This window comes from Mycolicibacter acidiphilus, from assembly GCF_018455725.1.
In the GTDB taxonomy this organism is placed as follows: domain Bacteria; phylum Actinomycetota; class Actinomycetes; order Mycobacteriales; family Mycobacteriaceae; genus Mycobacterium; species Mycobacterium acidiphilum.
In genome coordinates this window covers 261,615-287,074 of sequence record NZ_JAHCLR010000003.1, presented here as the reverse complement: position 1 = coordinate 287,074, position 25,460 = coordinate 261,615, and the positions used below count along the sequence as shown (strand labels likewise).

Annotated in this window: 26 protein-coding genes; 14 read left to right on the top strand and 12 right to left on the bottom strand. The window is 69.2% G+C overall.

From position 1 onward, the window contains the following. The 5 genes from KIH27_RS03170 to rfbA form a co-directional block, all read left to right on the top strand. A partial coding sequence (locus KIH27_RS03170) for a hypothetical protein (RefSeq protein ID WP_214091452.1) occupies positions 1-272 on the top strand: 272 nt, incomplete at its 5' end. A 65-nt stretch (positions 273-337) separates the two neighbouring features. Beyond that, positions 338-2,119 (top strand): DUF7159 family protein, encoded by a 1,782-nt coding sequence (locus KIH27_RS22360; protein WP_307856770.1) that lies wholly within the window; start codon positions 338-340, stop codon positions 2,117-2,119. Between the two features lie 40 nt (positions 2,120-2,159). Beyond that, positions 2,160-2,915, top strand: coding sequence for a maleylpyruvate isomerase family mycothiol-dependent enzyme (locus KIH27_RS03160; RefSeq protein ID WP_214091451.1), 756 nt, complete (start codon positions 2,160-2,162; stop codon positions 2,913-2,915). 21 nt (positions 2,916-2,936) lie between these two features. Further along, entirely contained in the window at positions 2,937-3,296 is a 360-nt protein-coding gene (locus tag KIH27_RS03155; protein WP_214091450.1) for a nuclear transport factor 2 family protein, read from the top strand. Between the two features lie 5 nt (positions 3,297-3,301). Next, on the top strand, positions 3,302-4,168 hold the full coding sequence (rfbA, locus tag KIH27_RS03150) for a glucose-1-phosphate thymidylyltransferase RfbA (RefSeq protein WP_214091449.1): 867 nt from the start codon (positions 3,302-3,304) through the stop codon (positions 4,166-4,168). Positions 4,169-4,171: 3 nt separating this feature from the next. Here the strand turns inward: rfbA and KIH27_RS03145 are convergent, their stop codons facing one another. Further along, positions 4,172-4,486 (bottom strand): DUF732 domain-containing protein, encoded by a 315-nt coding sequence (locus tag KIH27_RS03145; RefSeq protein ID WP_214091448.1) that lies wholly within the window; start codon positions 4,484-4,486, stop codon positions 4,172-4,174. A 173-nt stretch (positions 4,487-4,659) separates the two neighbouring features. On the opposite strand from KIH27_RS03145, the gene KIH27_RS03140 reads away from it, so the two are divergent. After that, on the top strand, positions 4,660-4,908 hold the full coding sequence (locus KIH27_RS03140) for an AbrB/MazE/SpoVT family DNA-binding domain-containing protein (protein WP_214091447.1): 249 nt from the start codon (positions 4,660-4,662) through the stop codon (positions 4,906-4,908). Further along, positions 4,905-5,306, top strand: a complete 402-nt coding sequence (locus tag KIH27_RS03135) for a type II toxin-antitoxin system VapC family toxin (protein ID WP_214091446.1) — start codon at positions 4,905-4,907, stop codon at positions 5,304-5,306. Before KIH27_RS03140 ends, KIH27_RS03135 begins: the two co-directional genes overlap by 4 nt. Positions 5,307-5,359: 53 nt before the next feature. On the opposite strand, the gene KIH27_RS03130 is transcribed toward KIH27_RS03135, so the two are convergent. Then, positions 5,360-5,998 (bottom strand): TetR/AcrR family transcriptional regulator, encoded by a 639-nt coding sequence (locus KIH27_RS03130; RefSeq protein WP_307856769.1) that lies wholly within the window; start codon positions 5,996-5,998, stop codon positions 5,360-5,362. Between the two features lie 72 nt (positions 5,999-6,070). Between KIH27_RS03130 and KIH27_RS03125 the strand changes: the two genes are divergently transcribed. Continuing rightward, on the top strand, positions 6,071-7,513 hold the full coding sequence (locus tag KIH27_RS03125; protein ID WP_214091444.1) for a carotenoid oxygenase family protein: 1,443 nt from the start codon (positions 6,071-6,073) through the stop codon (positions 7,511-7,513). 59 nt (positions 7,514-7,572) lie between these two features. Next, positions 7,573-7,851, top strand: coding sequence for an Mtp family mycobacterial-type pilin (locus KIH27_RS03120; RefSeq protein WP_214091443.1), 279 nt, complete (start codon positions 7,573-7,575; stop codon positions 7,849-7,851). A gap of 12 nt (positions 7,852-7,863) precedes the next feature. Here the strand turns inward: KIH27_RS03120 and KIH27_RS03115 are convergent, their stop codons facing one another. The 6 genes from KIH27_RS03115 to KIH27_RS03090 all read right to left on the bottom strand — a co-directional run bounded on the left by KIH27_RS03115 (position 7,864) and on the right by KIH27_RS03090 (position 15,572). Then, a complete protein-coding gene (locus tag KIH27_RS03115) occupies positions 7,864-9,156 on the bottom strand; it encodes a pyridoxal phosphate-dependent aminotransferase (RefSeq protein WP_214091442.1) in 1,293 nt (430 codons plus the stop codon). Between the two features lie 65 nt (positions 9,157-9,221). Beyond that, positions 9,222-12,017 carry a (Fe-S)-binding protein gene (locus tag KIH27_RS03110; protein WP_214091476.1) on the bottom strand — a complete coding sequence of 932 codons (2,796 nt, stop codon included), beginning with the start codon at positions 12,015-12,017 and terminating at the stop codon, positions 9,222-9,224. A gap of 205 nt (positions 12,018-12,222) precedes the next feature. Next, the gene (locus KIH27_RS03105; protein WP_214091441.1) at positions 12,223-13,608 is read right to left on the bottom strand and encodes an Hsp70 family protein; all 1,386 of its coding nucleotides are present in this window, start codon (positions 13,606-13,608) and stop codon (positions 12,223-12,225) included. Beyond that, positions 13,605-14,231 (bottom strand): hypothetical protein, encoded by a 627-nt coding sequence (locus tag KIH27_RS03100; RefSeq protein ID WP_214091440.1) that lies wholly within the window; start codon positions 14,229-14,231, stop codon positions 13,605-13,607. The genes KIH27_RS03105 and KIH27_RS03100 overlap by 4 nt, the downstream gene beginning before the upstream one ends. A 58-nt stretch (positions 14,232-14,289) precedes the next feature. Then, the gene (locus KIH27_RS03095) at positions 14,290-14,955 is read right to left on the bottom strand and encodes a hypothetical protein (RefSeq protein ID WP_214091439.1); all 666 of its coding nucleotides are present in this window, start codon (positions 14,953-14,955) and stop codon (positions 14,290-14,292) included. 50 nt (positions 14,956-15,005) lie between these two features. Next, positions 15,006-15,572 (bottom strand): hypothetical protein, encoded by a 567-nt coding sequence (locus KIH27_RS03090; RefSeq protein ID WP_372451289.1) that lies wholly within the window; start codon positions 15,570-15,572, stop codon positions 15,006-15,008. Between the two features lie 144 nt (positions 15,573-15,716). Here KIH27_RS03090 and KIH27_RS03085 point away from each other — a divergent pair, with 144 nt between their 5' ends. Further along, positions 15,717-17,183: an amidase gene (locus tag KIH27_RS03085; protein WP_307856768.1), complete on the top strand. Its 1,467-nt coding sequence runs from the start codon at positions 15,717-15,719 to the stop codon at positions 17,181-17,183. On the opposite strand, the gene KIH27_RS03080 is transcribed toward KIH27_RS03085, so the two are convergent. From KIH27_RS03080 to KIH27_RS03070, 3 genes are read right to left on the bottom strand one after another with little or no spacing between them, the layout of a single operon-like run. Next, a complete protein-coding gene (locus tag KIH27_RS03080; RefSeq protein WP_214091438.1) occupies positions 17,146-17,328 on the bottom strand; it encodes a hypothetical protein in 183 nt (60 codons plus the stop codon). The genes KIH27_RS03085 and KIH27_RS03080 overlap by 38 nt on opposite strands. Before the next feature lie 5 nt (positions 17,329-17,333). Further along, a complete protein-coding gene (locus tag KIH27_RS03075) occupies positions 17,334-18,809 on the bottom strand; it encodes an amino acid permease (RefSeq protein WP_214091437.1) in 1,476 nt (491 codons plus the stop codon). An 18-nt stretch (positions 18,810-18,827) separates the two neighbouring features. Further along, positions 18,828-19,535, bottom strand: a complete 708-nt coding sequence (locus tag KIH27_RS03070; protein WP_214091473.1) for a potassium channel family protein — start codon at positions 19,533-19,535, stop codon at positions 18,828-18,830. A gap of 71 nt (positions 19,536-19,606) precedes the next feature. Between KIH27_RS03070 and KIH27_RS03065 the strand changes: the two genes are divergently transcribed. The 3 genes from KIH27_RS03065 to KIH27_RS03055 are packed head-to-tail and all read left to right on the top strand — an operon-like array spanning position 19,607 to position 21,301. Continuing rightward, positions 19,607-20,488, top strand: a complete 882-nt coding sequence (locus KIH27_RS03065) for an alpha/beta fold hydrolase (protein ID WP_214091436.1) — start codon at positions 19,607-19,609, stop codon at positions 20,486-20,488. A gap of 31 nt (positions 20,489-20,519) precedes the next feature. After that, positions 20,520-20,795 carry a type II toxin-antitoxin system TacA family antitoxin gene (locus tag KIH27_RS03060; RefSeq protein WP_214091435.1) on the top strand — a complete coding sequence of 92 codons (276 nt, stop codon included), beginning with the start codon at positions 20,520-20,522 and terminating at the stop codon, positions 20,793-20,795. After that, on the top strand, positions 20,792-21,301 hold the full coding sequence (locus KIH27_RS03055) for a GNAT family N-acetyltransferase (RefSeq protein ID WP_214091434.1): 510 nt from the start codon (positions 20,792-20,794) through the stop codon (positions 21,299-21,301). Before KIH27_RS03060 ends, KIH27_RS03055 begins: the two co-directional genes overlap by 4 nt. A gap of 636 nt (positions 21,302-21,937) precedes the next feature. Here the strand turns inward: KIH27_RS03055 and KIH27_RS03050 are convergent. Continuing rightward, positions 21,938-23,854, bottom strand: coding sequence for an SIR2 family protein (locus KIH27_RS03050; RefSeq protein ID WP_214091433.1), 1,917 nt, complete (start codon positions 23,852-23,854; stop codon positions 21,938-21,940). A 286-nt stretch (positions 23,855-24,140) separates the two neighbouring features. Here KIH27_RS03050 and KIH27_RS03045 point away from each other — a divergent pair, with 286 nt between their 5' ends. Continuing rightward, on the top strand, positions 24,141-25,409 hold the full coding sequence (locus KIH27_RS03045; RefSeq protein ID WP_307856767.1) for an MFS transporter: 1,269 nt from the start codon (positions 24,141-24,143) through the stop codon (positions 25,407-25,409). The last annotated feature ends 51 nt before the right edge of the window (positions 25,410-25,460 follow it).

The following is a 25,460-nucleotide window of genomic DNA, read 5'->3' as shown; positions in this document are numbered from 1 at the left end:
CCGCGCCGGTCCCGGAAGCCCCGGTGCGGGAGGCACCCGCGCCGCCGCCGCCCCCGCCGGCCGCCCCGCCGCCCCCGCCGCCGGGACTGCCGAACCTCGACATCCCGGGTCTGCCCGGCGGTCCGCCGCTGTTCCCGCCACCCGGCCGGGGCGGTTGGGGCGACGATGACGACTGGGGTCACGGCGGCGGGCACGGCCACGGCCGTGGCGGTGGTGGTGACGGCGGCATCAAGATCCCGCTGATGCCCGGTCTGAATCTGAACCTGGGGTAGTCGACCACAAAGAGCTAAGATTGACTAATTAGTTAACGATGGCCGGCGCTGCGGAGGGAGGTGCGGTGGACATCGTTCTCGGGGTGTCGATGGCGGCGCCGTCCGTGCACCTGGTTCTCGTTGAAGGCCAGGACGCCGACGGCGTCACCGTCGACGAGGACGGCTTCGAGGTCGACGCCGACAGTGCGGCGCTGCCCGACCGGGTGGTGTCGGCGATCCTCGGCACCCGGGAGAGCGCGCTGGAAGGCGGCTACCGGCTGACGTCCACCGGGGTCACCGTCGCCAACCAGACACAGGCCGGCCAGTTGCGCGACGCGCTGGCCAGTCGCCGGGTCGACAACGTGATGCTGGTGTCGGCGTTCCTGGCGGCGGCGGCGCTGGCGCAGACGGTGGGCGGGTCGATCGGCTACCGGCGCGTCGCGCTGATGTTCATCGAACCCGACAGCGCGACCCTGGCGGTGGTCGACTCGACCGACGGTTCGATCACCGATGTGCAGCGGGTGGAGTTGCCGGCCGACGACACGGTGGCGGTGGCCCGGCTGACGACGATGGCCCGGCAGGCTATCGGCGACGGCATGTTCGTCGTCGGTTCCGGGGTCAACGTCGGCGTGGTCAAGCCGGAACTGGACGCGGCCAGCCCGATCCCGGTCAGCGTCCCCGAAGAGCCCGAGACCGCGCTGGCGCGGGGGGCGGCGCTGGCGAGCGCACATGCGCCGCTCTTCGACTCGTCGACGTCGGCGATGGCCTGGGCGCGTGATCCGGGCACCGGGATGATCGACCCGAGCCTGCTGGCACTGAGCTACGCCTACGCATCGAGCGGGACGACCGACTACGAGGCCACCATGGGCGAGCAGGCCCTCGCCTACAGCGCGGTCGACGATGATGACGACGACTATCTTCCGTTCACCGACGACGCGACCGTCGAAGCCGCCGGCTACCCGCCGACCGGCGCACAGCCCGGCGCCGGCGACCGCACCGGCGCCGTGCCGATTCCGCCGAGCCGCAAGCCGTTCCTGCTGGCCGGCAGCGGACTGGCGGCGTTCTTCGTCTTCGGGGTCTCCGCGCTGGTCGTCGCCCTGGCGGTCGGCATCCGGCCGACCGCCGATCAGCGCCCAGCGCCCATCCAGCACGTCGTGGTCCCGGCGCAGCAGGCACCCGCGCCGCCACCCAAGATGCAGCCGGCCGTGCCGGAACCCAAGGTGCAGAAGCCGGCGGCCCCGGCGCCCGTCGTGCAGGCGCCGGTTCAGAAGCCGGCCCCGGCACCCGCTGCGCCCGCGCCCGCCCCTGCGGCCCCGGCCCCGGCCCCGGCCGCCCCCGCCCCGGCGCCGGCACCGGCCGCCCCGGTACCCATCCCGATCCCGATCCCGATTCAGATACCGGCCCCCGCCCCGATCGAGGCGCCGCCCCCGATCCGGCAACCGGTGCAGGTTCCCGCCGCACCGCCCAAGCAACCGGAAGCGCCCAAGCCGCCGTCGATCTTCAACCCGCAGCCGCAGACACCGCCCAAGTCGGGGCATGACAACGGACCGTCGTGGCTGCCGGGCAACAACGGCGGCGGTCATGACAGTGCGCCGCCGAACCCGTGGGCGCCGGGTAACAGCGGCGGCGGTCACGGCGGAGGAAACCCGTGGTTCCCCGGCCTCGGCAGCGGTGGCAACGACGGCGGCCACGGCGGCGGCGGTCTGTTCCCGGGCTGGGGCGGCGGTGGTGGCCACGGTGGCGGTGGCGGTCACGACGGTGGCGGTGGCGGCGGTCTGTTCCCCGGTTGGGGCGGCGGTGGTGGCCATGGCGGCGGTGGTGGTCACGGCGGTGGCGGCGGTTGGGGTGGCGGCGGTTTCCACTTCTGAGCCACTGGGTGCGGCCGGGGCGGTCAACTAACCTGACGACATGGACTACGCCACAGCGTTACTCGACGAGACTCGCGCGTTCGCAGGCCTGATCCGCGCCGGTGATCCCATGCTGCCGATCCCGACCTGCCCGGACTGGAACCTGCAGCAGTTGTTCCGGCACGTCGGTCGCGGTAACCGCTGGGCCGCCCAGATCGTCGCCGACCGGTTGGATCACCCGCTCGACCCGCGCGACGTCGTCGACGGTAAGCCGCCCGCCGACATGGCCGCGGCGATCGACTGGCTGACCGACGGCGCCCAGAAGATGATCCAAGCGGTGTCTCTGATCGGTCCGGACACCCCGGCCTGGACGTTCATCGGCCCGCGGCCCGCGGCCTGGTGGCTGCGCCGGCGGGTGCACGAGGCGACGGTGCACCGCGCCGACGCCGCACTGGCGCTGGGCCGTCGATTCACCCTGGCGCCGGAGCTGGCGGCCGACGGCATCAGCGAATGGCTGGACCTGGTCACGGCGCTGCCGGTGCGGGACGGCACGCCGCCGCCGCTGGCCGACGGTCAGACCGTGCACCTGCACGCCACCGACGCCGGGCTGGGTGAGGCGGGGGAGTGGACCGTCGCCGCCGAGGCGGGCCGGTTGAGCTGGTCGCGCGCGCACGGCAAGGGCTCGGTGGCGCTGCGCGGCCCGGCCACCGACCTGCTGCTGGCGATCCTGCGCCGGGTTCCGGTGTCTGACACCGGCATCGCCGTCTTCGGTGAGGAAGCGGTCTGGCGGCACTGGCTGGACCACACGGCGTTCTGAGCGCACGGTAGTTTGCTCAGCATGACGACATCGGAGATCGCTACCGTCCTGGCCTGGCACGACGCCCTCACCGCCGGTGATCTGGACACCCTGGTGAGTCTGTCCAGCGACGACATCGAGGTCGGCGACTCGAGTGGCGCCGGGCAGGGACACGCCGCGTTGCGGCAGTGGGCCGCCGACGCCGGGATCACCACCGGGATCGGCCGGATGTACGTGCACGAGGGTGTCGTGGTGGTCGAGCTGCTGCCCGCCAACGCCGACCCCGTCGAGGCGGCTGCGTTCCGGGTGGTGCACGACCACGTCACGTCGGTCTTCCGGCACGACGACCTCGATGCGGCGATGAGCGCCACCGAGCTGACCGAAGCCGACCGGATCGACTGACGGGCATGCGCGGGATCATCCTGGCCGGCGGCGCGGGCACCCGCCTTCACCCGATCACGCTGGGTGCCAGCAAACAGTTGCTGCCGGTCTACGACAAGCCGCTGATCTACTACCCGCTGTGCACGCTGATGCTGGCCGGTATCACCGACATTCAGGTGATCACCACCGTCCACGACGCCCCGGCGTTTCACCGCCTGCTCGGCGACGGCAGCGCGTTCGGCGTCAACATCAGCTACGCGACCCAGGAGCAGCCCGACGGACTGGCGCGGGCGTTCGTCATCGGGGCCGACCACATCGGCACCGATTCGGTCGCACTGGTGCTGGGGGACAACATCTTCTACGGATCCGGTCTGGGCACCAGTCTCCGTCGTCTCCAATCGGTCAGCGGTGCAACGATTTTCGCGTACTGGATGGCCGACCCGTCGGCGTACGGGGTGATCGAGTTCGACGCCCACGGCCGGGCGGTGTCGGTGGTGGAGAAACCTCCGGTGCCACCGTCGAACTACGCGATACCCGGCCTGTACTTCTACGACAACGACGTCGTCGAGATCGCCCGCGGTCTCAAAACCTCCGCGCGCGGTGAATACGAGATCACCGAGATCAACCAGACCTACCTCGACCAGGGCCGGCTCACCGTCGAGGTGCTGACCCGCGGCACCGCGTGGCTGGACACCGGAACCTTCGACTCGCTGCTGGACGCCGCGGACTACGTCCGCACGGTGGAACGCCGGCAGGGGCTCAAGATCGGCGTCCCCGAGGAGGTGGCCTGGCGGATGGGCTTCATCGACGACGAGCACTTGGCGCAGCGCGCCGGCGGCCTGCGCAAGTCCGGGTACGGCGACTACCTGCTGGGGCTGCTGGAGCGGCGGTAGCCCCTAATGCTTGCGGCAGAGTTCCATCTTCGCGGCGAGACGGACCGTGTCGGCGTCCCGCAGGCTCATCGGCGAGGTCTGCATGATCGTCGAGTCGACGTCACCGTCGCTCATGCCGGACGTCATCCCCTGGCATGCCGTCCGACCCAGGTTCAGCGCGTCCTGGTCGTCGATCTTCAGGTTGCACCGGTCGGTGTCGCACTTGCCGAGGTTGTGGAGTATGCGCAGGTAGCCGGCGTCGTCGGCGTGGGCGACACCGGGTGCGATCGGCAGCAAACCGACTGCCAGCGCGAGCGCCGCCATCGTCCTGCGCATCATCGCCCCTCCTGATCGGTGAGCCGGCGGGTTGGCCGACGGGCGGAATTCTACTATCGCCGAGTGCTGCGCGCCTTGGTCGTCGATTGCTTCACCGGCCCGGCGTGCAGTGACGACGGGGGCGCACAACACCTTCGCCGGATATCCTTACTGCGAGCGAAACGTAAGGAATCGTCATGGACGTTGCGGCAAAGCTGACATCGAAGGGGCAGGTGACCGTCCCGAAGGCAGTGCGGGATGCACTCGGTCTCAAAGAGGGCGACGACGTTATCTTTCGGGTGGAAGGCAATCGAGCGGTGCTGGCCCGGACACCGGACTTCCTGGCCCTTGCCGGAACGATCCGTGTTCCGGCGGACAAACGCAATGTTGCCTGGGATGAGGTGGTCCGCCGCAGCAGGGCGGCCCGGACCGCGCACCGCCGTTGATCGCGATCATCGACACCAACATCGTGGTTCGTCATCTGACCGGCGACCCACCGGAGATGGCCGCGCGCGCTACGGCCTACCTCGAAACCGAGCCGGAGCTGCTACTGGCCGACCTCATCGTGGCGGAGACGGTGTACGTCTTGGAGTCCTTCTATCAAGCGCCGCGTAGCCAAGTTGCCGAAGCCGTGAGATCCCTGATCGCGTTCGATTCCATGGTGTGCGTGGACCCGGCACTTCTTCTGCGCGCCATCCAGATCTATGAGACCGACCGGATCGACTTCGCCGAAGCGTATCTGGTCGCGTGTGCCGAAAGTACCGGGGTCGGCAAGGTGGCGTCATTCGATCGGTCCATCGATCGCATCACCACGATCGAGCGGATTGAACCACCGCCGGTCTGATCCGCAAGGGCCGTCAGCCCGCACATCCGCGCCCAGGGTCCTAGGTGTAATGGTCAGGGCGGCCGCGTGATCACCGTCGCCGCCCGCTCCAGGGAGGCCTCGGCGCGGCTGCGATCATCGCCCATGCCGGCGAACATGTCGACCAGCATCGGGCTGAGGATGTGGTGCAGTGCGCGGTCGTGGTGGCCGAAGGTGCCGTGTGTCTCCAGCAGGACCACGCCGTGGATCAGCGCCCAGATCCGTCCGGACAGATCGCCGGCGTCGTCGGCACGGATCCGCCCGGTCGCGACGATCCGTTCCACCGCGGTGACCAACTGCTGGTAGGTAGCCGCCGCCACCGGCATCGCGGCGTTCGCCGGCCGGATCAGTTGCGGCGCCGTCAGGCCGAACATCAGCCGGTAGCGCTGCGGGCTCTCCAGTGCGAACTGCCGGTAGTGATAACCCATGACGAAGAAGTCGGCCATCGGGTCGTCGGTCACCGGCCCCGACGCCAGCGCGGCGCCGAACCGCTCGAACGCCGCGGCGGCGATCGCCTCCAGCAGACCGCTCATCCCCCCGAAATGGGTGTAGACGGCCATCGTCGACGCCCCGATCTCGGCGGCGACCTTGCGGGCCTGCAGCGCTTCGGGGCCCTCGCGCTCCAGCAGTCGGGTGCCCGCCTCGACCAACCGCTCGCGGGGACCCGGATTCACCCTTGCCATCCTGCCATAACGCTGTTATACCTGATCACATAACATCGTTATAGCTGGTCTGGAGGCCCTACGATGAACAATCCCTACCTGGCGGGCGGCTTCGCCCCGATCCAGCACGAGTACACCCTCACCGACCTCGAGGTCGCCGGAACGATCCCGGACTACCTGGACGGCCGCTATCTGCGCAACGGACCCAACCCGGTCGGCGAGATCGACCCGGCGGTCTATCACTGGTTCATCGGGGACGGCATGGTCCACGGTCTGCGACTGCGCGACGGCACGGCGCAGTGGTATCGCAACCGCTATGTGCGCGGCCCGCAGACGGCTCTGGCGCTCGGCGAGCCGACGGCATCCGACCGCCGCTTCGGCGCCCGCGGCATCGGCGCCAACACCAACGTGATCGGCCACAACGGACGGACGCTCGCGCTGGTCGAAGGCGGCCTGACCTGCTACGAGCTCACCGACGAACTCGACACCGTCGGGGCCTGCGACTTTGATGGCACCCTGCCGGGCGGCTACACCGCGCACCCCAAGCGCGACCCGGAAACCGGTGAGCTGCACGCGGTCTCGTATGCGTTCAATCGTGGCAACACCGTGCAGTACTCGGTGATCGGCGTCGACGGGCGGGCGCGGCGCACCGTCGACATCGAGGTCACCGGCTCACCGATGATGCATGACTTCGCGCTGACCGAGAACCACGTCGTCTTCCTTGACCTGCCGGTGACGTTCGACGCGCGCCAGGTCGCCGAGGCGACGGCTCCGCCCGGGCTGCGACTGGCGACCCGGCTGATCCTGAACGCGCTCATCGGCCGAGTCCGCATCCCCGACCCGATCACCGCCCGGCTGCCGGCGGGCAACAGTGCCGAGCGGCGGATGCCCTACCGGTGGAACCCGAAATACCCTGCGCGGGTGGGGGTCATGCCCCGCAAGGGTGGCAATGGCGACGTCCGGTGGTTCGAGGTGGAGCCCTGCTACGTGTTCCACCCGATGAACGCGTACGACGAGGGTGACGCCATCGTGCTCGACGTGGTGCGCCACCCGAAGATGTTCGACACCGACTTCAACGGCCCCAACGAGGGGACGCCCACCCTGGACCGCTGGGTCATCGACCTCGCCGACGGCAAGGTCCGGGAGTCCCGGTTCGATGATCACGGGCAGGAGTTCCCCCGCATCGACGAACGCCGACTGGGCAAGCGGCACCGGTTCGGTTACTCGGTCGGGATCGACGGCGCAGCGCCGGACTCGACGCTGTTCAAACACGACCTGATCGGCGGCACGACCGCGATGCGCTCGTTCGGCGTGGGAAAGCAGTTGGGCGAGTTCGTCTTCCAGAACGCACCGGGTGGGGCCGGTGAAGACGATGGCGTGTTGATGGGATTCGTCTACGACGCCGCCACCGACCGCAGCGAACTGGCCATCCTGGACGCGCAGACAATGGACGACGTGGCGGCTATCAAACTGCCGCACCGGGTTCCCGCGGGATTCCACGGCAACTGGGTGCCGGCGGGACGGTAGGGGCCGCTCACCCTGCCGATAACCTTCCGCTGACGCTGCGGCGGTGGTAGAAAACCCACATGGGGAATATCGCTCGGATCGCCCTTGTCGCGGCAGCGTCAGGGCTGGTCGCGTTGGGTGCGGCGGGCGCGGCACAGGCCGAGCCGCGCTACCACTGGTGCCCGGGTGAGCAGTGGAGCGGCTGGATGGGCGGCAACTGGAACGGCAGCTACTGCCACGACAACCACTACCTGGACAACGTGCCGCACACCCCGGAGTACTGGCAGGGCGGCGGCACCTACGACCCGAGTTGGCCGCCGGGACCGCCGCCGTACCACGTCCCGCACTACATCAACTGAGTACGCCGCGCACTACGTGCGGTAGCCCACCAGGAAGTTGCCCAGCCGCTCGATGGCCGCCGACAGGTCACGAGCCCACGGCAGCGTCACGATCCGCAGGTGATCCGGTGCCGGCCAGTTGAACCCGGTGCCCTGGGTGACCAGGATCTTCTCGGACATCAGCAGATCCAGCACCAGTTGCTCGTCGTCCTCGATCGGGTAGACCTCGGGATCCAGCCGCGGGAACGCGTACAGCGCGCCGGCCGGCTTCACGCAGGACACGCCGGGGATCTCGTTGAGCTTGGTCCACGCCACGTCGCGCTGCTCCAGTAGCCGCCCGCCGGGCAGCACCAGGTCGTCGATGCTCTGGTGTCCGCCGAGTGCCACCTGGATCGCATGCTGCGCCGGCACGTTCGGGCACAGCCGCATGTTGGCGAGCAGGTTGATGCCCTCCAGGAAGCTGCTGGCGTGCTCCTTCGGGCCGGTGATCGCCACCCAGCCGGCCCGGTAGCCGGCGACCCGGTAGGCCTTGGACAGGCCGTTGAACGTCAGGCAGAGCAGATCCGGCGCCAGTGATGCCAGGTTGATGTGCTCGGCGTCGTCGTAGAGGATCTTGTCGTAGATCTCGTCGGCCAGCAGCAGCAGTTGATGCTTGCGGGCCAGTTCCACGATCTGGGTCAGCACCTCGCGGCTGTAGACCGCGCCGGTCGGGTTGTTCGGGTTGATCACCACCAGCGCCTTGGTGCGCTCGGTGATCTTCGATTCCATGTCGGCGACGTCGGGCTGCCAGCCGTTGGTCTCGTCGCACAGGTAGTGCACCGGGGTGCCGCCGGCCAGTGAGGTCGACGCCGTCCACAGCGGGTAGTCCGGGGCCGGCAGCAGCACTTGGTCGCCGTTGTCCAGTAGTGCCTGCAGCACCATCGTGATCAGCTCGGAGACCCCGTTGCCCAGGTAGACGTCGTCGACGTCGAAGCGCGGGAAGCCCTCGATGACCTCGTAGCGGGTGACCACCGCGCGACGGGCCGGCAGGATGCCCTTGGAGTCGGAGTAGCCCTGCGCGTAGGGGAGTGCCTGGATCATGTCGCGCATGATGACGTCCGGTGCGTCGAACCCGAACGGCGCCGGGTTGCCGATGTTCAGCTTGAGGATCCGGTGCCCCTCGGCCTCCATCCGGGCTGCGTGGGCGTGCACCGGGCCGCGGATCTCATACAGGACGTCCTGCAGCTTGGTGGACTGCGCGAACGTGCGCTGCCGCTGCGGGCCGCCGGTGGTGTGCCACGGCAGCTGATGAGTAGTCACGCCCACCATGGTCCCACGGCTGTCCAATCAGTTTTTGCCTGCGAAAACAAATCGGGGCCGTATGCACACGCATACGGCCCCGACTCGTTATCTCAGCGTTTGCCCGGACGACGGGCCCCGGGCTGGATGCCCAGGCCCTTCACCGGCGGCTCCGCTTTGGGAGCGGCCTCGGCTGCCGGAGCTTCGGCTGCGGCGGTGGGCTCGGCCTGGACCGGCTCAGCCGGCTCAGCCGGGGCTGCCGGGGCGGCTGCCGCCGGGGCCTTCTTGGCGCCGGGCTTGCGAGCCCCGGCCGCCATGCCGAGCCCCTTGGCGGGCGCAGCGGGTGCGGCCGGTGCCGTCGGAGCGGCGGCTTCCGGAGCCGCCGGGGCAGCCTCGGCAGCGGGTGCGGCGGCCTTCTTGGCACCGGGTCGCTTCGCGCCGCCGGCCATCCCCAGACCCTTGACGGGGGCTGCCGGTGCTGCCGTGGCGGGTGCCTCGGCAGCGGGTGTGGCGGCCTTCTTGGCGCCCGGCCGCTTCGCGCCGCCGGCCATGCCCAGCCCGGTGACCGGCTTGCTCGGCGCCGCCGGTGCTGCCGCCGGCTTCTCCAGCGTCTCGGTGGCCGCCGACGCTGCCGGGGCCGCCGGGGCCTCGACCTTCTTCGGGGCCGCCTTGGCCGCCGCAGCAGCAGCGGTGCCCTTCGCCGGCAGCGTCACGCCGGTCAGGTCCAGCGAGTCCAGCAGCATCTGGGCGATGTCGCGGACCTCCACGCCCTCGCGGCCGGCTGCCTCCTGCCGGTCGCCGACACCGTCGTGCAGCATGATCCGGCAGAACGGGCAGGCCGTCGCGATCTGCGTCGCACCGGTGGCCAGCGCCTCGTCGACCCGGTCGTGGTTGACCCGGGTGCCGATGTGCTCTTCCATCCACATCCGGGCACCGCCGGCACCACAGCAGAAGCTGCGGTCACGGCTGCGCGGCATCTCGATCAGGTTGCGGCCGGACGCCGTGACCAGCTCACGCGGCGGCTCGTAGATCTTGTTGTGCCGGCCCAGGAAGCACGGGTCGTGGTAGGTGACGTCCTGCGACACCGGCTTGACCGGAACCAGCTTCTGGTCGGTGACCAGCTGGTTGAGCACCTGGCTGTGGTGCAGCACGGTGTACTCGCTGCCCAGCTGCGGGTATTCCCGGCTGATCGTGTTGAAGCAGTGCGGGCAGCTGGCGATGATCTTGCGGTTCGGGGTGTCCACACCGTCGAACAGCTCGTTCAGCGTCTCCACGTTCTGGGTGGCGAGCTGCTGGAACAGGAACTCGTTGCCGGAGCGTCGGGCCGGGTCACCGGTGCAGGTCTCGCCCTGGCCGAGCACCAGGAACTTCACCCCGCCGGCGGCCAGCAGTTCGGCGACCGCCTTGGTGGTCTGCTTGGCCTTGTCCTCGTAGGCGCCGGCGCAGCCGACCCAGAACAGGTACTCGAACCCGTCGAAGCTCTCCACGTCCTGGCCGTAGACCGGGATGTCGAAGTTGAGCTCGTCGATCCAGGCGGTCCGCTCGCTGGCGTTCTGCCCCCACGGGTTGCCCTTGTTCTCCAGGTTCTTGAACAGCACACCCAGCTCGGACGGGAACTCCGACTCGGTCAGCACCTGGTAGCGGCGCATGTCGAGGATGTGGTCGATGTGCTCGATGTCCACCGGGCACTGCTCGACGCATGCGCCGCAGTTGGTGCACGACCACAGCACGTCCGGGTCGATGACGCCGCCCTGCTCCTCGGTGCCGACCAGCGGCCGGGTGGCCTGCTCGGCGCCGTGCCCGCCGACCCGCTCGAAGCCCTTCTCCGGCACGTGGTGGCCGGGCAAACGCTCCGCCTTCGACAGGTCGAACTCGCCCTCCGGCATCGCCTTGTCGCCGAGCAGGTACGGCGCCTTGGCCATCCAGTGGTCGCGCAGGTCCATGATCAGCAGCTTCGGGCTCAGCGGCTTGCCGGTGTTCCAGGCCGGGCACTGCGACTGGCAGCGACCGCACTCGGTGCAGGTGGCGAAGTCGAGCATGCCCTTCCAGGTGAAGTCCTCGATCTTGCCGCGGCCGAACACCGCCTCCTCCGGCGGGTTCTCGAAGTCGATCGGCTTGCCCTCGAACTCCACCGGCAGCAGCGGGCCCAGGCCGTTCGGCAGTCGCTTGAACGTGACGTTGATCGGCGCCAGGAAGATGTGCAGGTGCTTGGAGTGCAGCACGATCAGCAGGAACGCCAGTGCGACGCCGATGTGCAGCAGCAGCGCGGTGGTCTCGATCCAGACGTTCGGGCCGGTGCCGCCGGTGCCCAGCGGTTCCATCACGTGGCCCATCAGGTGGGACAGGAACGCGCCGTTGCCGTAGGGGAAGTGCTTGCCGAGGTTGTTCACCGCCGCGCCGCGCAGCAGGCAGTAGGTCCAGACGACGTTGAGGATCATCACCAGGATCAGCCAGGCGCCGCCGTTGTGCGAGCCGTAGAACCGGGACGCGCGGCCCTGCTCGGCCGGGTTCTTCAGGATGCGGATGATCATGAAGACGATGACCGAGATCGTCACCGCGGTGATGAAGAAGTCCTGCAGGAAGCCCAGCGCGTTCCAGTGGCCGATGATCGGCAGCGCGAAGTCTTCCTTGAACAGCAGCCCGTACGCCTCGATGTACACCGTCAGCAGTACGAAGAACGCCCACATGGTGAAGAAATGCGCGACGCCGGGGATCGACCACTTCAGCAGTTTCGACTGCGCGGCGACCTCACGCATGTTCGTCCATGCGCGGGTGAGGACCTCGGTGGTCCGTTCACCACCGGTCTTCTGCCCGGTCATGATCAACCGATAGAGCCAGAGAATCCGTTTGGCGGCGAACAAGCCGACAATCGCGGTGCCAGACAGACCGACCACGAGTCGGATCAATATCTGGGTGTTCTCGGTATCCACGGAACGCCCTCTCCCATCCGTAAGTTACCCTTGGGTAACTTTCGTCTTATTACTCGTCAGTAACTTAGCTTCAAGTCCTGATCAACCTGCCTATAGTGCCACCTTGAAGGCGTCGGCCGCGACACAGGATGGCCTAACTGTATCCGCTGGGCGCGTGCCGGTTGGGCTTTCCGACGCGCTCGCGCTAGCGGCCGGGGCGGTGCTGCCGGTGCGGTGTCGTCGATGACGGCGGGGTGGTCTGCGGCGGCACGGCAGTGGTCGGACCGGTGGTGGTCACCGACGTCGTCTGCGCGGTGTCGGCGCCGGGGCGCTCCGGCCTGTCCGACGAGCGGGTGACACCCCACAGCACGGTCAGGCTCAGCACCGCGGCCAGCACCGCGGCCAATGTGATCAGCAGCAACGACCGGCGGCCCGCGCGCTCGGGTGCGGCGGGGGAATCAGGGCCGTCGGGGTAGGCCGGTTTCGGCGCGCTGACCCGGGTGTGCGGGCCGGCGAAGGTGTAGTCGCTCTCGGAGTACGGCAGCGGCTCGCCGGCTTTCGAATCGTCTTTCGACCAGGCCAGCGATCCGGCGGCGGTCGGTGCGGTGCGGCCGGTGTCCGTCACCGGCTGCCCGGCCAGCAGCGCGGCCCCGGTCGCGGCGGCGCACGCCGGGTCGCTCGCGGCGATCACGGGCACCCCCAAGCGCTCGGTCAACTGCGTGCCGACGGCCGGGATCGCGGCCCCGCCCCCGACGATCGCGACCGCGGTCAGATGGCCCGTCGCGACGCCGTGGCGGGCCAGGGTGTCGGAGACGGCGTCGACCACCCCGTCCAGCGGCACCGCGATGACGGTGGCCAGTTCGGTGCGGGTCAACGGAATCTCACCGGTGAATCCGGGCAGGTCGACGACGACGGTGGTCGCGGTCTGCCCGGTCAACTGTTCCTTGGCGGACCGGCAGTGCTCCCGCAGCCGGGTCAGCGAACGCAGGGCGGTGTCCCCGGCCGGTTCGACACCGCTGGTGTCACGCAGCCGGGCCAGCAGGTAGGTCAGGACCGCCTGGTCGACCTGCTCGCCGGAGAATCCGCCGTAGCGCAGGGTCGGTCCGATCGGCGCGAAACCGGCCGCGGCGTCGACCAGGGTGATGCCGGTGCCGCTGCCGCCGAAATCGCAGAGCGCGACGACGCCGGTCCGGGGCAGACGCGGTTCGAGTGCGGCGACCGCCGCCGCGGCGTCGGGGATCAGGGTGGGCGGCACACCGTCGACCATCAGGCCGGGATGTGACCCCAGCGCGGTGCGCAGCGCCGCGACCGGCCCCGGGCCCCAATGGGCGGGCACCGCGACGGTCACCGGTGCGCCGTACCCGGCCGAGCCGGCCAGTGCGTCCAGTGCTGCGGCGGTGAGGTCCTCACCCCGGTGGGTCGAGCCGTCGGCGGCCTTCAGCGGCGCCGGGTAGCCGACGCGTTCGACGAACCCGCGCATCACCGTGCCGTCGGGCAGTGTCAGCGTCGCCGGTCCCAGTAGTGGCGGTTGGCCGATGCGCGCGGCGACGAGGTTGATCGTCCCGATCGACAGGCCCAGCGGTTCGGTCATAGCCCGGGTGGCAGCGGGATGACGATCTCCGACGGCCGGGACGACGGCGCGGGTGCGCTGCTGGTGGGTGCGGCGGAGCTGGCGGGGGCCTCGGTGCTGGTCGGGGCGGCGGTGGTGGTCGGGGTCTGGGTCTGTGTTGAGGTGCTCGGCGCCGCGGTGCTGGTCTCGGTGCTGGCTGGCGCCTCCGTGGTCGTCGGCGCCTCGGTCGCGCTGCTCGGTGCGGGGCCGGCGGGGGCCGTGCCGTTATCCGGTGCCTGGCTGGTGGCGGCGGTCGGCTCGGTCGCCGGCGCGCCGGGCGAGGTGACGGTGGACGATACCGAGGTTGATGCGGGCGGCGGCGTGTGGTCTGAGCCCTTGCCCATCAGCCGCACCATGCTCCACACCAGCACCGTGATCAGGATCGCCGACAGCACGCCCCAACCGACGATCGCCACCGGCCGCAGGTACCAGGGCGTCGGCGGCGGTTCGGCCGGTTCGGGCGGCTCGATGCGCTCCGGCGGCTGGCGGTACTCGCTGTAGTAGCTCTCCGGGGCGCTGTAGGCGTCGTTCGAGGACCCACCGACAGCGTTCGCCAACTGGGTCGGCTCGTTGTTCGGGTCCTGCGGCGGTTCGTAACGCTCCACGGGAACCGATGGTAGGCACTGCGCCGCCGCAATGCCGGTGCGACACCGAGTCGGCGCCTTACAGGTGCGGCGGCAGCGTGATCACCGTCGGCAGCTCCGGCAGCCGGGGCACCGGCGGGATGGTGATGGTCGAGGGCAGCGGCGGCAGGTGATGGTGGTGCGTCGGCTCCTCCGGAACCGGCTGCTGCGGCGCCCGCGGCGGCGCGGCCGGCGGTGCGGTGCGCCCCGGCTCGCTGGATGCGGAGGTCGACGGCGACGCGGACGACGACGTGCTGGACGACGACGTGGTGGACGACGACGTGCTGGAGGACGTGGATGACGACGTCGTCGACGACGTGCTGCTCGACGAACTGGTGCCCGGGCTGGTCGATCCGCCCGGGCCGCGGCTGGTCAGCTGGATGATCCCCCAGATCACCAGGGCCAGCATCGCGACGATCAGTGCCATCCAGGCGATCAGCACCGGGCGCCGGCGAAACCACGGGGTGGGCGGCGGCGCGGCGAGATCGCCCAGGCCCGGTGCGGCCGGCGGCGGCTGCTGCTGGTCGAGCGGGATGTAACTGGCGTACTGCGTCGGCGCGCTGTCGGGCTGCTGCGCCGGATTCGGCGGGCCGAAGGGGACCGGCGACGGCCCGGGCTGCTGATGCCCCTGGGTGCTGTGCCGGGTGGTCTGAAACGGATCGTCCCCCGGGTTGCCGGGGCCATTGGAAGAGCCGAAGCGCGCCATTCGAATGATCGTAATGTCCGCTGCGCGGTTTCGCCCGGGTCGGGCGGTGGTTAGAACGCTGTGACGTCGTCGATGCTGACGAACATGCCGTGCCCGGTGCGGTCGTTCGTGAACCGGGTGCCGTCGACGGTGGCGGCGATCGTCCAGCCCTGTGCCTGGTAGGTGAGGTAGTCGATGGTGACGGCCGGGATGTTGCCGAGGTTGCCCAGGATCCAGGAGATCGTGCCGGTGGAGGTGATGTTGACGCCGTTGGCGTGTTCGCCGTCCCGCAGCGGTGAGTTGGTGAATTCCGCCTCGCAGCCGACGGTGTCCGGCGAGATCTGACAGCGGGTCCGGCCGGATTTCGTCTCGATGAAGACGTAGCCGTCGGCGTTGGGCAGCAGGGGAACCGCGTCGGAGGGGCGGCCGGGCTGCCGCGGGTGCGCCGGCGGTGTCGTCGGCGTGGTCGGCGCCGGCACGCTGCTGGTGGACGTCGCGGGCGTGGTCGGGCCGGCGACCGGGGTGCCGTCGGTGGTGTGGCTGCACCCGCCGACCAGCACTGCTGTTGCCGGCAGCACGACGGTCAGGGCAGGCCAGCTGACGGCCCGGCCCGGCCTGGTTCGATCCGATCCGCGCACTGCACTCCCCCGACTGCGACACATACCGGCACCCAGCGTACGCAGCCTGTGGCATGAGTGACTGAAGTGACTCATTGGGCTTACTGGGACAATGCTGTCTATTCCAGCACCTCCGGTTTCCGGGGGCCGCGTAGGTTTGGCGCCGTGAGCGATGACGGACTTCTGGACCGCACCGATGCCGTCGGATTGGCGGAACTGGTCAGCGCGGGCGAGATCAGCCCGGCAGAACTGCTGGAGGCGGTGGCCCGTCGCATTGATGAGCGCAACTCCGACCTGAACGCGGTGGTCGCCACCCGCATCGAGCAGGCGCGGGACGAGATCGCCGCGGGTCTGCCGGACGGGCCGCTGCGCGGGGTGCCGTTCGCGGTCAAGGACCTGCACTGCGACGTCGCGGGGCTGCCCACCACCGCCGGATCGCGGCTGTTCGCCGACGCCGTCGCCGAGCGCGACGGCGTGCTGGTGTCGCGGTACCGCCGGGCCGGGCTGGTGATCGTCGGCAAGACCAACGCGGCCGAGCTGGGCCTGAACGCCAGCACCGAGCCGGCGCTGTTCGGGCCCACCCGCAACCCGTGGCGGCTCACCCATTCGCCGGGCGGTTCGTCGGGCGGTTCAGCGGCCGCGGTCGCCGGTGGCCTGCTGCCGGCAGCCCACGCCAGCGACGGCGGCGGCTCGGTGCGCATCCCGGCGGCGTGCTGCGGGCTGCTCGGGCTCAAGCCGTCCCGTGGCCGGGTCCCCGACGACCACGGCGGGAGCGCGTTCGCCTACCCGCTGCCGGCCCACCACGCGGTGACCCGCACCGTGCGGGACAGCGCGGCGCTGCTCGACGCCGTCGCCGGACCGCTGCCCGGTGACCCGTACGCGACGCTGCCCGCCCCGGAGTTCGGCAGTTTCCTGGCCGGGGTGGACCGGGAACCGGGGCCGCTGCGGGTCGGGACAGCCATCGCGTCGGCGGACGGTGTGCCTGCGTTCCCGGCCGGTGCGGCTGCCGTCGGGCGTATCGCGGGCGTGCTCACGAACCTCGGTCACCGTGTCGATGAGGCTGCGCCGCAATGGGATCCAGTGGCCGCGTCGATGGCTGGCGCGGCGCTGATGATCACCCAGGCCCGGGTGCGGATCGCCGAGCGGCTGGCGGCGCTGGGCCGGGAACTCGCCGCCGACGACATCGAACCGTTCAGCCGATTCCTGCTGGAGGAACTGCCGGCCCAGAGTGGTGCCGACGTGTACGCCGCGCTGCAGACCATCGAGGCCACCGGCCGGCAGGTGGCGCCGTTCTTCGCCGACCACGACGTGTGGCTGACCCCGACGCTGCAGGTCCCGGTCCCGCGGCTGGGGGTGCTGGACACCGCCGATCCGATGGCGGTGTTCGCCCACAGCCCCGCGCTGGCCGCGTTCACCTCATTCTGCAACGCCACGGGTCTGCCGGCGGTCAGCGTGCCGGCCGGATTCGACGACGACGGTCTGCCGATCGGCGTCCAGTTGGTCGGGCGGATGGGGGCCGAGGACACCTTGCTGCGGGTGGCCCGTCAACTGGAGCGGGCGGTGCCGTGGCCGTGGCAGGCGCCGGCGGATCAGTTCACGAGAAGTCGCGGAACGCCAGTGCGAAACCCGTGACCGCGAGCACCGCCGCGGCTCCGTAGCCGACCAGCGACCAGCCGCCGGCGTGCAGGTAGGCGGTGACGGCGACGGTCGCGATCGCCAGGAAGATCAGCACCATCCCGTACAGCGGTGGCCGGGCGGCATAACGGTTGCGGGACATGGCTTTCACTCTTCCGATTCGCAGAGCGCCGCGGTGGGCCGGTCCGGTTCGGCGGCGGCCTGTCCGGCCAGGGTCAGCACCCGGCTGCGCACCAGGAACCAGCCGACGATCAGTGCCGGGGTGCCGATGAGCAGCACTGCGCGCACGAACGGGCCGCTGCGCTCGTCGAAGATCATCAGCACCAGCACACTGGCCAGGAACAGTAGCGTCGCGTAGCCGCTGTAGGGAGCCAGTGGCATCTGGAACGACGGGCGGGTCAGCACGCCGGACTTCGTCAGCCGGTGGAATCGCAACTGGCAGGCCACAATCGTCGCCCAGGCCGCCATCACCCCGAGCGCGGCGATGTTCAACACGATCTCGAACGCCTGTCCCGGCTTGACGGCGTTGAGTACCACCCCGAGAAAACCGACCGCACCGGTCAGCAGGATGCCGCCGTAGGGCACCCCGTTGCGTGACATCCGGCCGGTGAACGCCGGCCCGCTGCCGTTGACCGCCATCGACCGCAGGATGCGTCCGGTCGAGTACAGCCCGGCGTTCAGGCTGGAGAACGCCGCGGTGAGCACCACCAGGTTCATCAGGCTGCCGGCGCCGGTGAACCCGATCTTGGAGAAGAACGTGACGAACGGGCTCTCGTGCTCCTTATAGGAGGTGTAGGGCAGTAGCAGCGACAGCAGCACCACGGATCCGACGTAGAACACGCCGATGCGGGCCACCACCGAGTTGATCGCCCGCGGCATGATCTTCCCCGGATCGGGGGTCTCGCCGGCCGCGGTGCCGACCAGTTCGACTCCGGCATAGGAGAACACCACCCCCGAGGTGACCAGGATCAGCGGCAGCAGTCCGGTCGGCAGGAACCCGCCGTTCTCACTCCACAGGTGCAGGCCGGTGCTCTGGCCGTCGACCGTGTAGCGGCCGCCGAGGAAGATGGTGCCGACCACCAGGAACGTCATCAGTGCGACGACCTTGATCAGCGCCGCCCAGAACTCCAGCTCCCCGAACAGCTTCACCGAGATCAGGTTCATCGCCAGCACCGCCAGCAGCGCCGCCAGGGCCAGCGTCCACTGCGGGATCACATCGAACAGATGCCAGTAGTGGAAGTAGCTGGCGATCGCGGTGGTGTCGACGATTCCGGTCATCGACCAGTTCAGGAAGTACAGCCAGCCGGCGACGAAAGCCGTTTTCTCCCCGAAGAATTCCCGGGCGTAGGAGACGAACGACCCCGACGACGGGCGGTGCAGCACCAGTTCGCCCAGGGCCCGCAGGATCAGGAACACGAACCCGCCGCAGATCGCGTAGATCAGGAACAGGCCCGGCCCGGCCGAGGCGAGCCGCCCGCCGGCGCCGAGGAACAGGCCGGTGCCGATCGCGCCGCCGAGCGCGATCATCTGCAGCTGCCGCGGCGCCAGGCCCTTGTGGTAGCCCTCGTCTTCGCGGGCGAGTTGGGCCGGCGGCGCCAAGTGGGGGTCGGGGGCGTGTGACATCGGTGCGAGGGTAACGGATCAGCCGGTTGTTCCGGGCGGTTCCGGCTGGGTGGGCACCGCCCCGGCCGCGCGCAGGTGCGCATGCAGCGCACGGATCTCACTGCGCAGTTCTTCGATGTGTGCGGCGGTGACCGCCGGCTGCGCCGAACCCTGCGCGCCGGCCCGCCGGACGATCCAGGATGCGACGGTGGCGGTGACCATCCCGACCAGGCTGATGCCGCCGATCATCAGCAGCGCCGCGATCAGCCGGCCGGTGGGGGTGGTCGGATGCTCGAAGCCGTACCCGACGGTGGTCACCGTCGTGATTGCCCAGAACAGCGCCTTGCCGAACGTGTTGATCGTGGCGTGCGGGTCGTGCCGCTCCACCTGCAGTTCGGCCAGCGACGCCACGTAGATGACGAGGGCGGCGCTGGCCAGCGTGTAGATCGTGACGCGACCGTGGATGGCGTTGCCGATCGTCTTCTGCAGGGCGCCGACCAGGATGATCAGCCGCACGACCCGCAGCGGTTGCAGCAGCGGCAGCGCGACGACCGCCAGGTCCAGCAGATGCCGTACGAACCAGCGCCGGCGGTTCGGTGCCAGCCACAGCCGGGCGCCGTAGTCGATCGCGAACGCCAGCCACGTCACCACCGTTAGGGCGTCGATGACGTGTGTGAGCCAGCCCTGCGGCTGAACGAGCACCCGGATCGAGTACGCGGCCAGGAACACCAGGGCGATCGCGGCCATCGGCCACTCGGCGCTGCGCTCCCAGCGGTCCAGCGAGGTTGTCGGCACCGATCCAGATTAGGGTCGGGGCCGTGAGTCCGTCGCAGTGCCGCCTGGTCGACGTGGGGAAACGGGCGCTGCGCGTGCAGGTGCGCGGACAAGGGCCGACCGTGGTGCTGGAAGCCGGCGGGGCCGGCGAGGGGACGACGGCGATGGGCTTCGGTGCGGCCCTGGAGGATGCGTTGGCCGGCTTCGCGACCGTGCTGACCTATGACCGGGCCGGCAGCGGGAGCCTCGGCGGCGCTCCCCGGCGCAGCGTCGCGGCGATGGCCGACGACCTGGCCGCGGTGCTCGACGCGACGGGCTGCGCGGCGCCGGTGACGGTCGTGGGCTGGTCGGCGGGCGGGCTGGTCGCGGAGATGTTCGCCGTGCGCCATCCCGGGCGGGTCGCTGGTCTGGTGCTGCTGGACCCGACCTGCGCGATGCCCGACGAGCCCCGCGGGCTGCAGTTCCTGCGGCTGAGTCTCGGTGCCGTTCAGCTGGCTGCGGGAGCGCTGGCCGCCCGGCTGGGCTTGTTGCGGGGTCGCCTCGGTCGCAGGTTCGCGCGGTACACCGCCGGCCCGCAGGCCAGTGCCGCGGGCCTGGATTATGCATACCGGGCGTGCAACGACCCGCGATCGATCTGGCAGCTCGCCCGGGCCATGCCGCGCTTCGACCGGTACGTCACCGAGACGGCGGCGGCCCTGGCCGACGGCCCGGTGCCGGACATTCCGGTGCGGGTGGTGGTGCCGCGTGACCGGACCGGCCTGCCGCCCACCTACGCCCATCGGATCGACGCCGCCCACGCGGCGCTGGCCCGGCGGTTCCCGCGGGGGAGGCTCGTGCCGGCCGACCGCACCGGCCACCTGGTGCCGATCGACCGGCCGGACCTGGTCACCGCCGTGGTGCGGGAACTGCTGCAGGAAAACGATTGACCAGTGCGCCTATCAGGCACACAATCGACGGATGGCTGTGAAAACGGAGCGGTTCGCCGTGCGACTGACCGCCGAGCAGGATGCGCTGATCCGCAGAGCCGCAGAGGTCGAGGGGACGGACCTGACGAATTTCACGGTGACCGCGACGCTGGCGCACGCCCGCGATGTACTGGCGGATCGCCGACTGTTCGTCCTTGACGACGGGACCTGGGCTGATTTTCTGGCCGTGTTGGACCGGCCGGTGTCGCACAAGGCGTCGCTGGAGAAGCTCTTCGGCGAACAGTCTGTGTTCGACGGCGGAGCGTGAGCGGCTACAGCACTCCGCGCCCGATCCGCGAGGACGACGACGTCGCCGCGTTCGACAGCGGCGAATCGAGTCTGGATGCGTACCTGCGCTCTCGCGCGCTGCTCAACCATCTGCGGGGCGTGTCCCGTTGTTTCGTGACGTGCCGCGATGGCCGGGTGGTCGGCTTCTATGCGCTGGCATCGGCTTCGGTGGAACGCAGTTCCGCGCCGGGGCGGGTCCGCCGCAATGTGCCTGATCTGGTGCCGGTCATCCTGCTCTCCCGTCTGGCGGTCGACCGTGCGGAGCGGGGGAAAGGCCTCGGAAAGCACCTGCTGCGGGATGCGATCGTCCGCAGCGTGCAGGCGGCCGACCTGATCGGCGTCCGGGCGCTACTGGTGCACGCCCTGCACGACGAGGCCCGCGCGTTCTACCGGCATTTCGATTTCGAGGCATCGCCGACGGATCCGCTGCACCTGCTGCTGTTGATGGACGATGCGCGCGCACTCGTCGGCCGTTCGTCACGTTAGTGTAGGAAGTCACCGATCCTGTCGGATCTGAGAGCCGGCGACCTGGGGATTCTCGCCAGCGTGTCGTGCGGGCGTTCTCACTACCGTGTCGGAATCCTCAGATCGGTGATCGCATGGCGGACACCGTCCCCACGGGGCTACGGCGCTTGTCCGCCCCACGGCGACACGTAGCGCTGTCGGTGAGGTGTTGTGGACGGTCGCTTTTCCACCTTTCAGTGCTACCCGCGCCCCGGATTTTGCGCTCTACCAGCTGATTCGCGATTCAGGCATGTAGACCGCCCCTGGCGGACGATCCCCGTAGTGGGATTCGTCGGGCACTGACCGTACTTCGAATCCAGCCACTATCACTGTCGTTCCGGGTATAGCAAGACGCCAAAGCTCGTCTCGGATTAGCAGCACGACTACTTGGGAGCTGGCTGCTCGGATTGCGGTCTCGCTGGCACGCACATTGTCGTCTTCGACGGCCTGGACCACGAGGTTGCCAGCGGGAGCTACTAGCCTGCGTGTTGAGGCTCGATCGTCCAACTTGGCCAATAATGCGGTGACATTGCGTGCTGTTAACTCGACGATGCGATCTTTATCAATGTATTTCACGGAACCAGCTCCTCGTGCGCAGAGCCCAACTTCGGATGCGTTTCAGTGGTTGGTGTCCAGCCAGATCTCGTTGGGCAGAATGCCGCTAACCCAGTTGGCCGGGTGCTTTTCGGCGGCTTCCCCCACAGCACGGCTTACAGCGTGCAGAGCTAGTTCGATGTTGACGGGTTCGGCATCGAACGCAATTACCAGCGGGTGCAGTTGTCCTTCGCGGTTTACTTCGGCGGCGAGCCGTTCGGCGCTAGGAGAACCCCACCGCCGACCGGCGCCAGCGGCGTAGGACTTGTCTGCGGCCAGCAAGTGCAGACCGGTCGGATGACATCGGAACGCGACCTGGTCGAGGATTTCGCGCTTCTCCCTCGCGGCGGTGGCTATTGCTGCCGGGTCGTGTTCTCGCGTGGCTTCGGCGCGCCGATCCGCGCTTGCGAGTGCGACTGCGGCAGCAGCGACGTCAGTGTCGTTCATCAGTTGCTTTGCCAGTCGCACGATTTCGAATAGTTGCCAGGCGTCGTCAACAACGTCGCCACCAACTCCCAACGCTTCCGTTAGTACCGTGGCCACCGCATCGTGGTGGTCAGGTTCGCTCAACCCTGTCGCGCCAGGATTCGGCGCCAGCATCGTCATGAGGGGTGCAGGACCGCCAATACTGCTGATTGGCTCCCCATCGAGGCCGAACAATCTCGCCACGCGTGTGTAGTCCTGTGCCGCCACGCTGGCCACGCCGGCTGAATAGAACAGAATCGAAGCAGCGACGAGGGGGAGGTTGATCAGCCACAAACTCCCACTCTGTGGGGCTGGGCGGGCGAAGCGCTGCAAGTCGGGCGTCCACCACCGGTCGGTTGTCGATTCCCCCCAGTAGGCCAGCACTGCGATAGCCGCCGCGGGTACCCGGCTGGCTTCGATGACTTGGCTCAGTAGTTGCTCGAAGCGGCCTTGATCATTGCCGTTGTAGTCGGTGAGGGCGAATGCCGGTTGTTGGCGGAGCCGAGTCAATTCGTCGGCCAGCATGTCGTGCGCACTGATTGCTGGTCGTTGGCCGTCGAGTTGGCGTTTGATACGGCTGGCGGCGACCTGCACTGTTAGGGGGTGCCGGGCCCGCTTTTCGCGGATCGCAATGATCTGATCCGCGAGGCGCGCGAACGCGTCATCGGCGGTGGTGCTAAGGACGGTCGCAGAGCGGGTGTCGATGAGTTCACGGGCGGCGTCTGTGATTTGGCCCGGTTCGATCCATCCAAGGCTGAAGCGGTTGGTGCAGTGGGCCGCAGCGGCCTCACGCAGTGCGATGTCATGCGTTACTGACCAGCCCGCTGCGAGTAGGCCGTAGTCGCCCAGGATGTGGGTGAGCAGCTGGCCCATGTGCGGGGGGTAGCCCCTGAGTTCGGCCTCAGTGTTGAGCATCGAGGTCGGGTTGAGGTAATCGCCGTGCAGATGGATGACACAAGCCTGGACCAGGCGAAGTGGTCCCACTCCCTGGGCGTCGGCTTCGGTCGCAACGATGGTCGGCTGGATGCCCCGTTCCGCGAGTGCCTGTTCGAAGAGTCGATCGAAGTTCATCGTCACGATCACTCTGATGATTCCCATCTCTACGAGCTGTGCGATCGCTCGATGTGCTGGTGACGGTTTGGGGACGATTGCCTGAGTCTCTTCGTCGGCAGGTTCGAAGTAGCCCCGCAGCAGAGCCTGCCGCTCATGTGGCGTCCGGGCGACCTCTTCAATGACGCTGCTGTACGTGAGCGCCTTGCCGTAGTTGTCCGAATACCACTGTTCGGCGTTGGTGTCGTTGATAGTGATCGCGGCCTTGTCTCGTTGCGCGATCTGGCGGACCAGGTCGACCACGATGTCCCACGCCGAAGGTAGGCCAGCGCCCTTCGAGATACCGGCGCCAGCCAGCACCGCGTACGCGCCCGGGCTGGAAGCCAACGAGAACGCTAAGGGTAGATACGGATCGTCAGTCGTCACAGTGATGGAGCCTACGAAGAGGCTCCGACAGGAAGCGCACTATGTCGTCGGAGCCGAACTGCCCGCAGATCGCCTCAGCCTGGCAACAGGGACCGATGCTCAAATCAGCAGAATTTAGTCGGTGGGGACCGTCGATGCCTGGTGGTTGTCGACCCCAACGGCCCTCAGCCCGAGGGTTACGCTCGCGAGGATTCTCGCTGCACGCCGCGCGGGGCTGGGGTTCTCGCGAGCTCGGCGAGTTGGCCCTGTTGTCTGCAGGGATTCGGTGATCAGAGGAGCGCAGCGGGTGACACAACAGGGTGGGGACCCCGATCCGATCCAGACCGTGCAGAACGCCGCGGGGTCGCGGCCGGTCTGGATGACGCGGGGGGTCGGCGGGATCGGCATGGCGAGTCTGCTGGCCGATGTCGGACATGAGGTACCGACCGCGCTGATGGCCAGCCTGGTCACTGGCACTCTCGGTGCGCCCGCGTCGGCGCTGGGGCTAATCGAGGGGATTTCCGATGGGCTCGCCGGGGCCGGCCGATTCCTGGGTGGCCCGCTGGCCGATGACGTCGGCCGTCGCCGCCGGGTGGCGGTCGGCGGCTACACCGCCACCGCGGTGCTCTCGTCGCTGATCGGGACGGCCGGCAGCGTGGTCACCGCTGGCTTGCTGCGCGGTGGGGCCTGGGCCGCCCGGGGTCTGCGGGTTCCAGCGCGCAACGCGCTGCTCGCCGATGTCGTCCCGGCCGCCGCCTATGGGCGCGCCTACGGGTTTGAGCGCATGATGGACAACCTCGGCGCGATCCTGGGGCCGCTGCTCGCGCTGGGCCTGGTGGCGGTGTTCTCGGTACGCACCGCAATCCTGCTCTCGGTTATCCCCGGCCTGTTCGCTGCGGCTGCCATCGTGTACGCGATTCGCCAGGCCAAGCTTCCCGCCGTGCGGGAACGCCGCAAGCTTCGTGTGCAGATCCGGCCAGTGTTGCGCGGACAGCTCGGGCGACTGCTGGGGGCGTTCGCTCTATTCGAGTGCGGCAACCTCGCCGCGACCCTGCTCATCTTGCGCGCGATCGACCTCCTGACCCCCGACCATGGCACGCAAGCGGGCACCCAGATTGCGCTTGCGCTCTACACCGCCTACAACATCGCCGCCACCGTGGTGTCCTTTCCCGCCGGCCACCTCGCCGACCGGCTGGGCACCCGGGGACCGCTGCTGGTCGTTGGCGCCGGGGTGGTGGCGTTCCTAGTGGCCTACCTGCTGTTCGCAATCACCGGCCCGGTGATCGCGGTACTGGCGGTGGCGTTCATCGCCGCCGGGATCGGCATCGGCTGCGCGGAAACCGCCGAGCACGCCGCGGTGGCTGCGCTCGCACCCGAGCAGGTGCGCGGATCGGCGTTCGGGTTGCTGGCCACCGTGCAGGCCGCCGGGAATCTGCTCGCCAGCGCCATCGCCGGTCTGCTCTACACCGTTGCGTCGCCGACAGTTGCGTTCGGCTATGTCGCCGCGTGCATGGCCACCGCACTGGCCGGTCTGGCCTGGGCCGCCAAGCCCGCCACCTCACAGCCGGCCCACTGACTGCCGGTTGTTCAAGGCGCGCCACGCAGGGGCTTCAAACCTGCTGCGGAC

What these genes read in the sequence shown, in the direction of transcription:
- KIH27_RS03155 (WP_214091450.1), top strand. Translation starts at nt 2,937, where the DNA reads ATGACGACATCGGAGATCGCTACCGTCCTGGCCTGGCACGACGCCCTC.
- KIH27_RS03145 (WP_214091448.1), bottom strand. Translation starts at nt 4,486, where the DNA reads ATGATGCGCAGGACGATGGCGGCGCTCGCGCTGGCAGTCGGTTTGCTG.
- KIH27_RS03060 (WP_214091435.1), top strand. Translation starts at nt 20,520, where the DNA reads ATGGCTGTGAAAACGGAGCGGTTCGCCGTGCGACTGACCGCCGAGCAG.
- KIH27_RS03140 (WP_214091447.1), top strand. Translation starts at nt 4,660, where the DNA reads ATGGACGTTGCGGCAAAGCTGACATCGAAGGGGCAGGTGACCGTCCCG.
- KIH27_RS03070 (WP_214091473.1), bottom strand. Translation starts at nt 19,535, where the DNA reads ATGGCCGCGATCGCCCTGGTGTTCCTGGCCGCGTACTCGATCCGGGTG.
- KIH27_RS03120 (WP_214091443.1), top strand. Translation starts at nt 7,573, where the DNA reads ATGGGGAATATCGCTCGGATCGCCCTTGTCGCGGCAGCGTCAGGGCTG.
- KIH27_RS03125 (WP_214091444.1), top strand. Translation starts at nt 6,071, where the DNA reads ATGAACAATCCCTACCTGGCGGGCGGCTTCGCCCCGATCCAGCACGAG.
- KIH27_RS03105 (WP_214091441.1), bottom strand. Translation starts at nt 13,608, where the DNA reads ATGACCGAACCGCTGGGCCTGTCGATCGGGACGATCAACCTCGTCGCC.
- rfbA (WP_214091449.1), top strand. Translation starts at nt 3,302, where the DNA reads ATGCGCGGGATCATCCTGGCCGGCGGCGCGGGCACCCGCCTTCACCCG.
- KIH27_RS03095 (WP_214091439.1), bottom strand. Translation starts at nt 14,955, where the DNA reads ATGGCGCGCTTCGGCTCTTCCAATGGCCCCGGCAACCCGGGGGACGAT.
- KIH27_RS03075 (WP_214091437.1), bottom strand. Translation starts at nt 18,809, where the DNA reads ATGTCACACGCCCCCGACCCCCACTTGGCGCCGCCGGCCCAACTCGCC.
- KIH27_RS03160 (WP_214091451.1), top strand. Translation starts at nt 2,160, where the DNA reads ATGGACTACGCCACAGCGTTACTCGACGAGACTCGCGCGTTCGCAGGC.
- KIH27_RS03080 (WP_214091438.1), bottom strand. Translation starts at nt 17,328, where the DNA reads ATGTCCCGCAACCGTTATGCCGCCCGGCCACCGCTGTACGGGATGGTG.